The organism is Pseudomonas sp. SK (genome assembly GCF_012975065.1).
Taxonomy (GTDB): domain Bacteria; phylum Pseudomonadota; class Gammaproteobacteria; order Pseudomonadales; family Pseudomonadaceae; genus Aquipseudomonas; species Aquipseudomonas anuradhapurensis.
In genome coordinates this window covers 336,958-350,794 of record NZ_CP051857.1, presented here as the reverse complement: position 1 = coordinate 350,794, position 13,837 = coordinate 336,958, and the positions used below count along the sequence as shown (strand labels likewise).

Genomic DNA, 13,837 nt, shown 5'->3' with positions numbered 1-13,837 from the left:
GAACTGTGGATAAGTGCTGCAAGGCGCTGATTATCAAGTTCGGAAGGTTAAAAACAGGGCTTTGATCATTTTTCGAACAAATCCGTCAACGCCTTTGAATACGCGGCTCGCAGCCGATACCGAACATATTATCCACAGAGGGGCTAACAGCGATTGTGGGCAAAAACAGGAAGAGGCTGATGTGCTAGGCAAGCAAGCGCCCCGACAGAGCCTGACTGTTTTTTGATCAAACCAATGGAGGCAGCGTGATACGAGGCCTGCGGCCATGCGCCAACACTTTATCCACATGTTGGCGAACAGATTTGGTGGGCAAAGTATGCGGCCGATGCCTTGCCCCGAATGTAGGAGCGGCCTTGCGTCGCGATGGACTGCGCAGCAGCCCCGACAATCCTGAGTCTGGCTCAAGAGCTGGGGGCTGCTGCGCAGCCCATCGCGACGCAAGGCCGCTCCTACATGGGACTGCGGGAGGCTTTAGCGCAGCACGCCTTCTTCCACCAGCAGCTTGAGGATGGCTTCGGCGCCTTCCTGCGGAGTAACGTCTTTCAACACCTTGCCACCGCCACCACTGGCCTTGGCAGTCGCCGCCTTCATGCGGTCGGCGCCGCTCTTGGCCTTGATCACCTTCAGCCGCTTGGGCCGTGGGCGCGCCGGCTGCAGCTCGGCCTCGGCCAGCAGCTGGTCTTCGACGATGGCCACGTTGCGCGCCGCCAGGACACCACGGCGCGCCGGCCCGAAGGCACTCTGGCGCGGCTTCGGCGCGGCGTTATCGACAGTCGCCAGCAGCGGCAGGCGCACCTTCAGCCGGCGCCGTTGGCCACGTGGCAGGGCCTGCAATACCTGGGCGGTGCCGTTGTCGATCGATTCCACTTCGGCCAGGCCCACGATCAATGGCCAGCCGAGTTTCTCCGCCAGCAGGAACGGCAGCATGCCCGACCCTTCGCCGGTCTCTGCCTGGCTGCCGGTCAGCACCAGTTGTGCCCCGGCGTCACGCAGGTAGTCGCCCAGCACGCCCAGCACATCGGCACCGGCCGGCTGCTCCAGCACATCCAGGTGGTCCAGGCCCATGCCCAGGTAGGCGCGCAGCGCCTCTTCGCGTGGGTCGCCGGCATGCACCACCTGCAAGTTATCCCCAGCCAGCTGCAAGCCCAGTTCCACCGCGCGGGCATCCTGCTCGGCGCGGCGCGCGCGGCCGGAGCTGGGGTGGGCACCGATGGAAACCAGGCTGATCACTTTCGTACTCATGCTCGTGCCCTTATGCCGCGTCGCGCTGGCCGCCGCTGCGGTAGTTATCCACAGCCTCGATCAGTGCCTTGAGAATTGCCGAGCTGTCGCCAATCACCGACAGGTCGGCCCGTTTGATCATGTCGCAGCCTGGGTCCATGTTGATGGCCACCACCTTGTCGCAGGCGCCAATGCCCTGCAGGTGCTGGATCGCACCCGAGATACCCACCGCCACGTAGACCCGTGCGGTAACCCAGGTACCGGTAGCGCCCACCTGGCGGTTGCGCGGCATGAAGCCGTCGTCCACCGCCACCCGCGAGGCACCTTCGGTGGCGCCCAGCGCTGCGGTAGCCTGGTGGTACAGGTCCCAGTCCTTGACGCCGTTGCCACCGGAGACGATGAACTCGGCCTCGGCCATGGCAATGGTGGCCGGGTCGACGGCCACCGAGCCGAGGTCCTCGATACGCGACAGGCTGCGCGGAACACTTGTGGACAACTCTACCGGCAGCGCTTCATGACGGGTTTCGCTGACCGGCTCGGCGCATTCGGCCGCCGCCAGGATCAGGCGCGGCACGGCGCGTTGCAGGTCTTGCTGGCCGGCACCGGCACGGCCAATGCACTGGCCATCCTTGACCTGCCATACCCGCGTCGCCGGGCGCTCGCCCAGCGCCGCGCCCAGGCGTCGGCCAAGTTCGCCGCCACCGGTGCGGCTGTCGGGCAGCAGCCAGTGGCGCGGGGTGAACTGGTTATCCACAGCGCGCAGGCCCTGCACCAGTTGCTCCGGTGCATAACCTTCGAAGGCCTCGCCCTCGATGACCAGCAGGCGGTCGACGCCAGCTGTGGAAAAGTTGCTTTCCTTGTGCTCACCGAATACCACCGCCAATACCGCGCCGTCGCTGCCGGCCAGGCTGTGGGCCAGGCCGAGCAGGTCGCGGTCGTGGCTGCTCAGGCGGCCACCGACCATGTCCGGCACTACGGCAATGTAGAACGCCGGCGCCGTTACCTGGTGCAGCGGCAGCTGCACCTCGGCCGCCGCCGTGCGCCGCCCGCCCACACCGGTGCCCTGCTGGGCGCCGCTGCGGTCGATGCGCTTGAGGCCGGCCGGGCCGATGAAGCCTGCGGCAATCGCATGAGGGTTCTTGCGGATCAGGCCGTTCGGCCCCATCCAGCGGGTTTGCTGCGTCTGCATCGCTGCGTGCAGCGGGTGCAGACGGTTACGGGCGATCCACTCGGCGCGCGGGTCGCGGCGGATAATGTCGCTCATCAGTGCACCTCCGCAGGTTCACGTTTGGCCGTTTGCGCCTTGGCGGCAGCAGGCGCGTCCTCTTCGATCAGCACGTCGGCGACCAGCTCGGCCAGGTCCTTGATCTGTGGGCGCGGTTCGACCACGCCTTCGAGCATCGCGGTGCACTGCGGGCAACCCACGGCCACCAGCTCGGCCTCGGTCTGGCGGATATCGTCCATGCGCATGTCGGGGATCCGCTGCTTGCCAGGGATGTCGGTAATCGGCGCACCGCCGCCACCGCCACAGCAGCGCGAGCGGAAGCCGGAGCGTTCCATTTCGCGCACCTCGATGCCCAACGCCTTGAGCACTGCCCGCGGGGCTTCGTACTCGCCGTTGTAGCGGCCCAGGTAGCACGGGTCGTGGTAGGTGACGCTGCCACCTTTGTGCTGGCCGAGGTTGAGCTTGTTGGCCGCAATCAGTTCGGCGATGTAGGTGCTGTGGTGCTGCACCTGGTACTCACCGCCCAGGGCGCCGTACTCGTTCTTCAGCACATGGAAGCTGTGCGGGTCACAGGTGACGATGCGCCGGAACTTGTACTTGGCCAAGGTCTGGATATTGCGTTTGGCCAGCTGCTGGAAGGTCGCTTCGTCGCCCAGGCGGCGCGCCACGTCGCCACTGTCGCGCTCTTCCAGGCCGAGCACGGCAAAGTCCACGCCGGAGGCCTTGAGCACCTTGACGAACGAACGCAGGGTCCGCTGGTTGCGCATGTCGAAGGCACCATCACCGACCCAGAACAGCACCTCGGTGGTTTTCACCTCCGACAGCAGTTGCAGGTTGAGGTCGGCGGCCCAGTTCATGCGCCCACCGGGGGCGAAACCGCCCGGGTTGTCGGTGGCGATCAGGTTGTCCAGTACCTCGGCGCCCTTGTTCGGGGTCGCGCCTTTTTCCAGGGTCAGGTGACGACGCATGTCGACGATGGCATCGACGTGCTCGATCATCATCGGGCATTCCTCGACGCAGGCACGGCAGGTGGTGCACGACCACAGCGTTTCGGCGTCGACCAGGCCATTGACGATCGGCTGGTGCGGGTGGCCGCCATGCTCGCCGATCGGCTTGCCAGGGTACGGGCTGCCGGCGAACTGGGCGTCGGTACCACCGGCCAGGCCGATGACCATGTCCTGGATGAGTTTTTTCGGGTTCAGCGGCTGGCCGGCGGCAAACGCCGGGCACATGGCTTCACATTTGCCACACTGCACGCAGGCATCGAAGCCCAGCAGCTGGTTCCAGGTGAAGTCCACCGGTTTTTCCACGCCCAGCGGCGCGTTCGGGTCTTCCAGGTCCAGCGGCTTGAGGCCGGTGGAGCGGCCGCCGCCGAAGCGCTCGGCACGGCGGTGCCAGGCCAGGTGCAGGGCACCGGCGAAGGCGTGCTTCATCGGCCCGCCCCAGGTCATGCCGAAGAACAGCTCGGACACGCCCCACAGCACGCCCAGGCCGAGAATCGCGACCATCACCCAGCCGCCGGTATTGGCAGGCAGGATGCCGGCGACCGGTAGGGTGGCGATGAAGAAGCTCGCGGCGAACGCCAGCAGGCTCTTCGGCAGGCGCATCCACGGCCCCTTGGACAGCCGCGCTGGCGGGTTAAGGCGGCGCTTGAAGACGAAGATGGCGCCGCTGAACATGATCACCGTGGCCACCAGCAGCGCGTAGCCGAGGATCTTGCTCTGCAGGCCGAAACCGTGCACCAGGATTGCCAATGCGGCAGACAGCACGAAGCCGCCTGCGGTGGCCACGTGGGTCTTGGACATGTACTTGTCGCGCTCGACCACGTGGTGCAGGTCCACCAGGTAACGGCGTGGCATGGCCAGCAGACCGCCGATCAGGTTGACCTTGGATGGCCGGCCGCGCCGCCACATGCGCACCCGGCGCAGGGCGCCGAGCACTGCCAGGCCAAGGGCAGCGAACAGCAGGATGGGTAGAAGGGTGTTCAACATGGGAGGCTCCCACAACAGCTGGATTCTTGCGCCACTCTCAAGGGCGGCGCGGACCCTGTGGGAGCGGGTTCACCCGCGAATGCGTCCGATCAGGCAACGAGGTTGTCAGTGCTGACGCATTCGCGGGTAAACCCGCTCCCACAGGGGGCCAATCCCGCCCTCGGGGGCGGTGTTCATGCCGGTGCGATCAGAAGTCCTTGCACAGGCGCAAGGCGTCGTAGATCGCCGCATGCACGTTGCGCTGGGCTACGCAGTCGCCGATGCGGTACAGCAGGTAGCCTTCGCCCGGCTGGCTGAGGATCGGCTGTGGCTTGATGGCGAACAGCGCCTCCACGTCGATCTGGCCCTTGTTGCGCGAACCTTCCTTCAGCGCGTAGTACAGCTGCTCGTCAGGACGCACGCCGTTCTCCACCACTACCTGGTCAACCACGCGCTCTTCCTTGGCGCCGGTGTATTCGTTCTCCAGCACCGCCACCAGCTTGTCACCCTCGCGGTAGACCTTTTCCAGCATCATGTCGCCGGTCATGATCACTTCTTTCGGGTAGATGCTGCGGTAGTAGGTCGGGAAGCTGGTACCGCCCATGGCCACGCCCGGCTTGATGTCGTCGGTGACGATTTCCACCTGGCTGCCCTTGTCGGCGATGAAGTCCGCCACCGACATACCGGTGAATTCACAGATGGTGTCGTACACCAGCACGTTCTTGCCCGGTGCCACCTTGCCATCGAGCACGTCCCAGCTGCTGACCACCAACCCTTCGGCGGCGCCCCAGTGCTCGTTCTGCTCGAGGAACGAATGCCCACCCACCGCCAGCACGATGATGTCCGGGCGCAGGTCCTGGATGGTCGCCACGTCGGCAGCGGTGCCCAGGCGCAGGTCGACCTTCAGGCGCGCCAGCTCCAGCTGGTACCAGCGGGTGATACCGGCAATCTGGTCGCGTTGCGGCGCCTTGGCGGCGATGGTGATCTGCCCGCCGATCTGGTCCTTCTTCTCGAACAGGGTCACATCGTGGCCACGTTCGGCAGCCACGCGGGCCGCTTCCATGCCGGCAGGGCCGGCGCCCACTACCACCACCTTGCGCTTGGCGCCGGTGGTCTTCTCGATGATGTGCGGCACGCCCATGTATTCACGGGAGGTCGCGGCGTTCTGGATGCACAGCACGTCCAGGCCCTGGTACTGGCGGTCGATGCAGTAGTTGGCACCGACGCACTGCTTGATCTGGTCGATCTGGCCCATCTTGATCTTGGCGATCAGGTGCGGGTCGGCGATGTGCGCACGGGTCATGCCGACCATGTCCACGTAGCCGCCTTCGAGGATACGCGTGGCCTGGTTCGGGTCCTTGATGTTCTGCGCGTGCAGTACCGGGACCTTGACCACTTCCTTGATGCCGGCGGCCAGGTGCAGGAACGGCTCCGGCGGGTAGCTCATGTTGGGGATGACGTTGGCCAGGGTGTTGTGGGTGTCGCAACCCGAGCCGACCACGCCGATGAAGTCGATCATGCCGGTGGCGTCGTAGTACGCGGCGATCTGCTTCATGTCCTCATGGCTGAGGCCGTCCGGATGGAACTCGTCACCGCAAATGCGCATGCCCACGCAGAAGTCGTCACCGACCTCGGCGCGTACGGCCTTGAGCACTTCCAGGCCGAACTTCATGCGGCCTTCGAAAGTGCCGCCCCATTCGTCGGTACGCTTGTTGACCCGCGGGCTCCAGAACTGGTCGATCATGTGCTGGTGCACGGCCGACAGCTCGACGCCGTCCAGGCCGCCCTCTTTGGCGCGGCGTGCCGCTTGCGCGTAGTTGCCGATCACGCGCCAGATCTCTTCCACCTCGATGGTCTTGCAGGTGGCACGGTGCACGGGTTCACGGATACCCGACGGCGACATCAGGGTCGGCCAGTTGAAGCCGTCCCAGCGCGAGCGACGGCCCATGTGGGTAATCTGGATCATGATCTTGGCGCCATGCTTGTGCATGGCGTCGGCCAGGTTCTGGAAGTGCGGGATGATGCGGTCGGTCGACAGGTTGACCGACGACCACCATTCCTGCGGGCTGTCGATGGCGACGACAGACGAGCCGCCGCAGATCGCCAGGCCGATACCGCCCTTGGCCTTTTCTTCGTAGTACTTCACGTAGCGGTCGGTCGTCATGCCGCCGTCAGTGGCGTAGACCTCGGCGTGCGCGGTGCTGAGCACGCGGTTACGGATGGTCAGTTTGCCGATCTGAATCGGCTGGAACATTGCTTCGAATGCCATGACGCTATCTCCGGCTTACAACGGCTTGACGACGAACAGGCCATCTTCGTGGCCTTCTTCCGAACCGCCGTAGACCTGTTCGGCCACGGTGCGGATCGAGCTGCCGCGGGCAGCGAGAATCTGGTCCATGGCGCCGGCGAACCAGCCGGTGAACATGTAGTCGACCTTGCGGCCACACTTGCCATAGACGTACACGAACGCCGAGTGCTTGAGCTTGACGCTGCAGGTACCCTTGTCCAGGTCGATGTCCTGGATCTCGAACAGGCCCCAGCCGCGCTGGCTCAGGCGCTTCATGTAGTGCTCGAACACCGCCACGCCTTCCAGGCCATGGCATTCGGCTTCTTTTTCACACCAGTGCCAGGCGGACTTGTAGCCGGCCTTGTAGAGGATCTCGGCGTACTTGTCGGCACCGAGGACTTCTTCGATACCCATGTGGTTGTTGACGAAGAAATGGCGCGGCACATACAGCATCGGCAAGGCGTCGCTGGTCCAGACACCGGTCTCGCTGTCGACTTCGATTGGCAATTGCGGGGCGATCTTGGCCATGGAAATTCAACTCCATAAAAATTTTGTTTGGGGTGCCCCGGCGTTGCTGGCAAGGGCTTACAGGCTTGGAGAGCGGCTTATTCGCCCCACACGTCCTTGAGGACGTTGACCCAGTTCTCGCCCATGATCTTGCGCACCACGCGCTCGGAGTGGCCGCGCTTGAGCAGGGTTTCGGTGAGGTTGGGGAATTCGCCCACGGTACGGATACCCAGCGGGTTGATGATCTTGCCGAAGTTGGTCAGGCGACGGGCATAACCCTTGTCGTGGGTCAGGTACTCGAAGAAGTCCTGGCCGTGGCCCTGGGTGAAGTCGGTACCGATACCGATAGCGTCTTCACCGACGATGTTCATGGTGTACTCGATGGCTTCGGCGTAGTCGTCGATGGTCGAGTCGATGCCCTTGGCCAGGAACGGCGCGAACATGGTCACGCCAACGAAACCACCGTGGTCGGCGATGAACTTCAGCTCTGCATCGGATTTGTTGCGCGGGTGTTCTTTCAGGCCCGACGGCAGGCAGTGCGAGTAGCACACCGGCTTTTTCGATTCGAGGATGACTTCTTCGGAAGTCTTGGAGCCAACGTGGGACAGGTCGCACATGATGCCGACGCGGTTCATTTCGGCGACGATCTCGCGGCCGAAGCCCGACAGGCCACCGTCACGCTCGTAGCAACCGGTGCCCACCAGGTTCTGGGTGTTGTAGCACATCTGCACGATGCCCACGCCCAGCTGCTTGAACACGTCGACGTAGGCGATCTGGTCTTCGAACGCGTGGGCGTTCTGGAAGCCGAAGAGGATGCCGGTCTTGCCCAGCTCCTTGGCCTTGCGGATGTCGGCGGTGGTGCGCACCGGCATGACCAGGTCGCTGTTGTCGCGAATCAGCTTCTGGCTGGCAGCGATGTTGTCGACGGTTGCCTTGAAGCCTTCCCAGACCGAAACCGTGCAGTTGGCCGCAGTCAGCCCGCCTTTGCGCATGTCTTCGAACAGCTCGCGGTTCCATTTGGCAATGATCAGGCCGTCGATGACGATGCTGTCGGCGTGAAGTTCGGCTGGGCTCATCAGGCTGTCCCCTTTTATTGAATAGGTTGGCGCCAAACCTTGTGCCGGCGCTTTGGGGCCAGCATATGCCTGTGCCCAACGGCGCCCCGATGCAAAAACGACAGGGGGTTTGCCGAAAGCGTCAATGCGCGACAACGCGCCTGTTCCAGCGCCTTGGCTACGCCGTTTGGGGATGAGAGACAGTCTCGATAACGACGTTTTCCTGCGCTTTATGAACATTTGTTCAGGCAGCTACCGCAGCGCCGTCGTCTGAGCGAGAATCCCAGCGATTCGTCAGCCTGTTGAGGAGAATACGGATGAAATCAATGGCATGGCTGGTACTGCTGGCTGTCGTGTCGGGCGCCCAGGCCGGCGAGGAAGAAACTACCCCCTGCGACAACGTCGAGACCGACCAGCAGACTTACGCCTGCGCTGCATTCAACAAGCAGACTGCCGAGCGCGAGCTGAAAGCGGCGTACGACGACCTGATCCAACGCATCCATGACCAATATGCCGACGAAGGCGACCAGGCGAACACACTGGTCACGCGCATGGACGCTGCCGAAAAGCTGTGGACGCAGTTGCGTGACGCCGACTGCAAGGTTGAGACCTTTGCCGAGAAGCCTGGCAGCAAGGCATTCCAGGCGGCCTGGGATACCTGTGTGGCGCAGCGCAGCGATGACCGCTCGGAGTACCTGCAGTCCATCGGCCAGCAGTAAGCCTGTACCGGCCTCTTCGCGGGCACGCCCGCTCCCACAGGTACTGCGCAACGCTCACGGGCGGCGGGGTTCCTGTGGGAGCGGGCGTGCCCGCGAAGAGGCCGGTACAGGCGCAAATCAAACCGCCCGGGCCAGACGGTCCTCCCGCGGGCAGCGCTGATAGCGCGCCCGATAGCAGCGGGTAAAGTACGAAGCTGATTCGAACCCGCACGCCACCCCCACCTCCAGCACGCTCATGTCGGTCTGGCGCAACAGCTGCCGGGCCTTGTCCAGCCGCAGTCGCAAATAGAAACCGCTGGGCGTGTCGCCCAGATGCAGGCGAAACAGCCGCTCCAGTTGCCGCCGGGTCACCTGCACCGCATCGGCCAGCACCTGGGTGTTCAGCGGCTGCTCGGTGTTGCGCTCCATTTCGCCAATCACCTTTACCAGCTTCTTGTTGCTGATGCCGTAGCGGCTGGCGATCTGCATGCGCTGGTGGTCCTGGCGCTGGCGGATACGCCCCAGCACGAACTGCTCCGAGACCTGCACCGCCAGTTCACTGCCGTGCGCTTGCGCAATCAGGTCGAGCATCAGGTCGATCGACGCGGTACCGCCGGCGCAGGTGATACGCCGCCGGTCGATCTCGAACAGTTCCTGGGTCGCCTGCAGGTTCGGGTAGTTCTCCTTGAACGCTTCGAGCGCCTCCCAATGCACGGTGGCGCGGTGGCCATCCAGCAGGCCGGCCTCGGCCAGCACCACCGCACCGGTGTCGATGCCGCCCAGTATCACCCCGTCGCGGTCGAGGCGGCGCAGCGCGTGTTGCAAGGCCGGCCCGTAGCAGGCCAGGGGGTCGAAACCGGCCACGATCAACAGGACGCCGCCAGGCCCGGCCGCCGTCAGCGCCGCATCGGCGTTCACCGACATGCCATTGCTGGCCTGCACCGCGCCGCCATCCAGGCTCAGCACCTGCCAGCTGTACGACGGGCCTCTGAAACGGTTTGCCACCCGCAGTGGCTCCAGGGCACTGATGAAGCCCATCGCCGAGAAACCGGGCAACAGCAGGAAATGGATGGTTTGCGGCATTGCATGCTCCACGGCAAAGGTGGTCGCCTCCGTGCAATTGTTGGTCGCCAGGGTGCGATTTTCCACCCTGGCAGCAGCGTAGCGTGTTCACACGGCCCAGAGAGGCCGGCCCCTATAAAAAACGCCCTGCCGATGGAGAGCCACCATGCAACGCTTGATCCGCCGCAGCCTGTTGTCCGTAGCCCTGAGCACTATCGTCGCTTCCCCGCTTTATGCCGCCGAACCCGCGGCCTGCAAGAACGTCCGCCTGGGCGTGGTCAACTGGACCGACGTCATCGCCACCAGTGCCATGGCCCAGGTGCTGCTCGACGGCCTGGGCTACCAGACCAAGCAGACCAGTGCGTCGCAGCAGATCATCTTCGCCGGCATCCGCGACAAACGCCTGGACATGTTCCTCGGGTACTGGAACCCGATCATGACCCAGACCATCACCCCGTTCGTCGACGCCAAGCAGGTCAAGGTGCTCGACAAGCCCAGCCTGGAAGATGCCCGCGCCACCCTGGCGGTGCCGAAGTACCTGGCCGACAAGGGTCTGAAGACTTTCGCCGATATCCACAAGTTCGAAAAGGAGCTGGGCGGGAAAATCTACGGCATCGAGCCAGGCTCCGGCGCCAACACCCAGATCAAGGCGATGATCGCCAAGAACCAGTTCGGCCTGGGCAAGTTCCAGCTGGTCGAGTCCAGCGAGGCCGGCATGCTCGCCGCCGTCGACCGCGCGGTACGGCGCAAGGAGGCCGTGGTGTTCTTCGGCTGGGCGCCGCACCCGATGAACGTGAATATCGACATGGTCTACCTGGGCGACAGCCAGGACGCCCTGGGCCCTGACGAAGGCCGCGCGACGGTCTGGACCGTGACCGCGCCGGACTACGCCGAACGCTGCCCCAACGCCCACCGCCTGCTGGCCAACCTGAACTTCAGCGCCGAAGACGAGAGCCGCATGATGCAGCCGCTGCTCGACCACAAGGACCCGTTGGAATCGGCTCGCCAATGGCTCAAGGACCATCCCCAGGACAAGGCCCGCTGGCTTGAGGGGGTGACCACCTTCGATGGCAAGCCGGCGGCGGACAACCTCAAGCTCACCGCCAACTGATCCGGCCCCTTCGCGGGCATGCCCGCTCCCACAGGTACAGCGACACACTCAGGGTCACGTAGATCCTGTGGGAGCGGGCGCGCCCGCGAAAAGCCCAACACAGCTATCACAAGGAACCCACCATGAACCACGACGTCATCATCACCTGCGCCCTCACCGGCGCCGGCGACACCGCCTCGAAAAGCCACCTGGTCCCGGTCACCCCCAAGCAGATCGCCGAAGCCGCCGTGGAAGCCGCCAAAGCTGGCGCCACCGTGGTCCACTGCCACGTCCGCGACCCGCAAACCGGCCGCTTCAGCCGCGACGTGGCGCTGTACCGCGAAGTCATGGAACGCATCCGCGAAGCTGACGTGGACATCATCGTCAACCTCACCGCCGGCATGGGCGGCGACCTGGAAATCGGTCCGGGCGAAACGCCGCTGGAGTTCGGCCCCGGCACCGACCTGATCGGCCCGCTGGAACGCCTGGCGCACGTCGAAGCGCTGCTGCCGGAGATTTGCACACTGGACTGCGGCACCCTCAACTTCGGTGACGGTAACTCCATCTATGTTTCCACCCCGGCGCAACTGCGGGCCGGCGCCCGGCGCATCACCGAACTGGGAGTCAAGGCCGAGCTGGAAATCTTCGACACCGGCCACCTGTGGTTCGCCAAGCAGATGATCAAGGAAGGCCTGCTCGACGACCCGCTGTTCCAGTTGTGCCTGGGCATTCCTTGGGGTGCGCCGGCCGATACCACCACCATGAAGGCGATGGTCGACAACCTGCCGGCCAATGTCACCTGGGCCGGCTTCGGCATCGGCCGCATGCAGATGCCGATGGCCGCCCAGGCGGTGCTGCTGGGTGGCAACGTGCGGGTGGGCCTGGAAGACAACCTGTACCTGGACCGTGGCGTGCTGGCCAGCAACGGCCAGCTGGTCGAGCGCGCGGTGGAAATCATTTCGCGCCTTGGCGCCCGTGTGCTTACCCCGGCTGAAGGCCGGGAAAAGATGAACCTCAAACGCCGCTGATCCATTCAGGAGAACACCATGACCTTCATCACCCAGATCAACACCTTCGCTGCCCTGGGTAGCGGCGTGATCGGCAGCGGCTGGGTCGCCCGCGCCCTGGCCCACGGCCTGGACGTGGTCGCCTGGGACCCGGCGCCCGGCGCCGAACAGGCGCTGCGCAAGCGTGTTGCCAATGCCTGGCCGGCCTTGCACAAGCAAGGCCTGGCGCCGGGTGCTTCCCCGGACCGGCTGAAGTTCGTCGCCACCATCGAGGAATGCGTGCGTGATGCCGACTTCATTCAGGAAAGCGCGCCGGAGCGGCTGGACCTGAAGCTCGACCTGCACGCGAAAATCAGCGCCGCGGCCAAACCCGACGCCATTATCGGCAGCAGCACCTCGGGCCTGCTGCCCAGCGAGTTCTACGAATCGGCCACCCACCCCGAGCGTTGCGTGGTCGGCCACCCGTTCAACCCGGTGTACCTGCTGCCACTGGTAGAGATCGTCGGCGGCAAACGCACCGCGCCCGAGGCCATCGAAGCGGCCAAGGCCATCTACACCGCGCTGGGCATGCGCCCGCTGCATGTGCGCAAGGAAGTCCCCGGTTTCATCGCCGACCGCCTGCTGGAAGCGCTGTGGCGCGAAGCCCTGCACCTGGTCAACGACGGCGTGGCCAGCACCGGCGAAATCGACGATGCGATCCGCTTCGGCGCCGGGCTGCGCTGGTCGTTCATGGGCACGTTCCTGACCTACACCCTGGCCGGAGGCGACGCCGGCATGCGCCACTTCATGGCCCAGTTCGGCCCGGCGCTGAAGCTGCCATGGACCTACCTGCCAGCACCGGAGCTGACCGACAAACTGATCGACGACGTGGTCGAAGGCACCTCGCAACAGCTGGGCGAACGTAGCATCGCCGCGCTGGAGCGCTATCGTGATGACACCCTGCTGGCCGTGCTGGACGCCGTGAAAACCAGCAAGGCCAAGCACGGCATGGCTTTCGGCGATTGAGGACCCTGTAATGCCCGCACTGATCACCTACCGCACCCCGGTCCAGGAGGACTGGGTCGACTACAACGGGCATCTGCGCGATGCCTTCTATCTGCTGATCTTCAGCTATGCCACCGATGCACTGATGGAGCGCATCGGCCTGGATGCCGACAGCCGGGGGCAAAGCGGCAATTCGCTGTTTACCCTGGAAGCGCACATCAACTACCTGCACGAAGTGAAGCTGGGCAGCGAGGTGTGGGTGCAGACCCAGATCATCGGCTTCGATCGCAAGCGCTTGCACGTCTACCACAGCCTGCACCGGGCAGGCTTCGACGAGGCGCTGGCGGCCAGCGAGCAGATGCTGCTGCATGTGGACCTGGCCGGGCCGAAGTCGGCGCCGTTCAGTGAGCGCAGTGTCGGGTTGCTGCAGGGGTTGGTGGATGAGCAGCAGAATGTGCCCCCGGCTGAGTTCCTCGGCCGGGTGATAGCCCTGCCTACGCCAAACTGAGCAGCAACATATGACCTGTGGGTGCGGGCGTGCCCGCGAATGCGATGGTGGATTCACCGCCGCATTCGCCGGCACGCACGCTCCCACAGGTCATGTATTCAGGCAAAAAAATAGCCCCGGGAAGCCGTGAGCAACCGGGGCCAAGAGCGAGCAGCATCCACGTTGCACGAACGAGGGTGACCAAACCCTCCGTTGCGGTAGATGGCTTGAGTTTGCGCAGTTC

12 protein-coding genes are annotated in these 13,837 nt (G+C 64.5%); 5 read left to right on the top strand and 7 right to left on the bottom strand.

Annotated elements, in window-relative coordinates:
* Positions 1-471: 471 nt before the first annotated feature.
* The 6 genes from HG549_RS01555 to HG549_RS01530 all read right to left on the bottom strand — a co-directional run bounded on the left by HG549_RS01555 (position 472) and on the right by HG549_RS01530 (position 8,286).
* Positions 472-1,242 carry an electron transfer flavoprotein subunit beta gene (locus tag HG549_RS01555; RefSeq protein WP_170027870.1) on the bottom strand — a complete coding sequence of 257 codons (771 nt, stop codon included), beginning with the start codon at positions 1,240-1,242 and terminating at the stop codon, positions 472-474.
* Between the two features lie 10 nt (positions 1,243-1,252).
* Positions 1,253-2,485, bottom strand: coding sequence for an electron transfer flavoprotein subunit alpha/FixB family protein (locus tag HG549_RS01550; RefSeq protein WP_170027869.1), 1,233 nt, complete (start codon positions 2,483-2,485; stop codon positions 1,253-1,255).
* Positions 2,485-4,437 carry a dimethylglycine demethylation protein DgcB gene (dgcB, locus tag HG549_RS01545; protein WP_170027868.1) on the bottom strand — a complete coding sequence of 651 codons (1,953 nt, stop codon included), beginning with the start codon at positions 4,435-4,437 and terminating at the stop codon, positions 2,485-2,487. Before dgcB ends, HG549_RS01550 begins: the two co-directional genes overlap by 1 nt.
* Before the next feature lie 187 nt (positions 4,438-4,624).
* Positions 4,625-6,685 (bottom strand): dimethylglycine demethylation protein DgcA, encoded by a 2,061-nt coding sequence (dgcA, locus tag HG549_RS01540; protein WP_170027867.1) that lies wholly within the window; start codon positions 6,683-6,685, stop codon positions 4,625-4,627.
* Positions 6,686-6,700: 15 nt separating this feature from the next.
* Entirely contained in the window at positions 6,701-7,231 is a 531-nt protein-coding gene (locus tag HG549_RS01535) for a DUF5943 domain-containing protein (protein ID WP_046614486.1), read from the bottom strand.
* A 77-nt stretch (positions 7,232-7,308) separates the two neighbouring features.
* Positions 7,309-8,286: a dipeptidase gene (locus HG549_RS01530; RefSeq protein WP_016392223.1), complete on the bottom strand. Its 978-nt coding sequence runs from the start codon at positions 8,284-8,286 to the stop codon at positions 7,309-7,311.
* 296 nt (positions 8,287-8,582) lie between these two features.
* On the opposite strand from HG549_RS01530, the gene HG549_RS01525 reads away from it, so the two are divergent.
* A complete protein-coding gene (locus HG549_RS01525) occupies positions 8,583-8,984 on the top strand; it encodes a lysozyme inhibitor LprI family protein (RefSeq protein WP_170027866.1) in 402 nt (133 codons plus the stop codon).
* Positions 8,985-9,101: 117 nt separating this feature from the next.
* On the opposite strand, the gene HG549_RS01520 is transcribed toward HG549_RS01525, so the two are convergent.
* The gene (locus HG549_RS01520) at positions 9,102-10,046 is read right to left on the bottom strand and encodes a GlxA family transcriptional regulator (protein ID WP_170027865.1); all 945 of its coding nucleotides are present in this window, start codon (positions 10,044-10,046) and stop codon (positions 9,102-9,104) included.
* Positions 10,047-10,191: 145 nt separating this feature from the next.
* Here HG549_RS01520 and choX point away from each other — a divergent pair, with 145 nt between their 5' ends.
* The 4 genes from choX to HG549_RS01500 all read left to right on the top strand — a co-directional run bounded on the left by choX (position 10,192) and on the right by HG549_RS01500 (position 13,614).
* Complete coding sequence (gene choX / locus HG549_RS01515) at positions 10,192-11,136, top strand: choline ABC transporter substrate-binding protein (protein WP_170027864.1); 945 nt, start codon at positions 10,192-10,194, stop codon at positions 11,134-11,136.
* Positions 11,137-11,258: 122 nt separating this feature from the next.
* Positions 11,259-12,143 carry a 3-keto-5-aminohexanoate cleavage protein gene (locus HG549_RS01510; RefSeq protein WP_170027863.1) on the top strand — a complete coding sequence of 295 codons (885 nt, stop codon included), beginning with the start codon at positions 11,259-11,261 and terminating at the stop codon, positions 12,141-12,143.
* A gap of 18 nt (positions 12,144-12,161) precedes the next feature.
* Positions 12,162-13,127 (top strand): L-carnitine dehydrogenase, encoded by a 966-nt coding sequence (locus HG549_RS01505; RefSeq protein ID WP_170027862.1) that lies wholly within the window; start codon positions 12,162-12,164, stop codon positions 13,125-13,127.
* 10 nt (positions 13,128-13,137) lie between these two features.
* Positions 13,138-13,614, top strand: coding sequence for a thioesterase family protein (locus tag HG549_RS01500; protein ID WP_170027861.1), 477 nt, complete (start codon positions 13,138-13,140; stop codon positions 13,612-13,614).
* Positions 13,615-13,837: the final 223 nt, after the last annotated feature.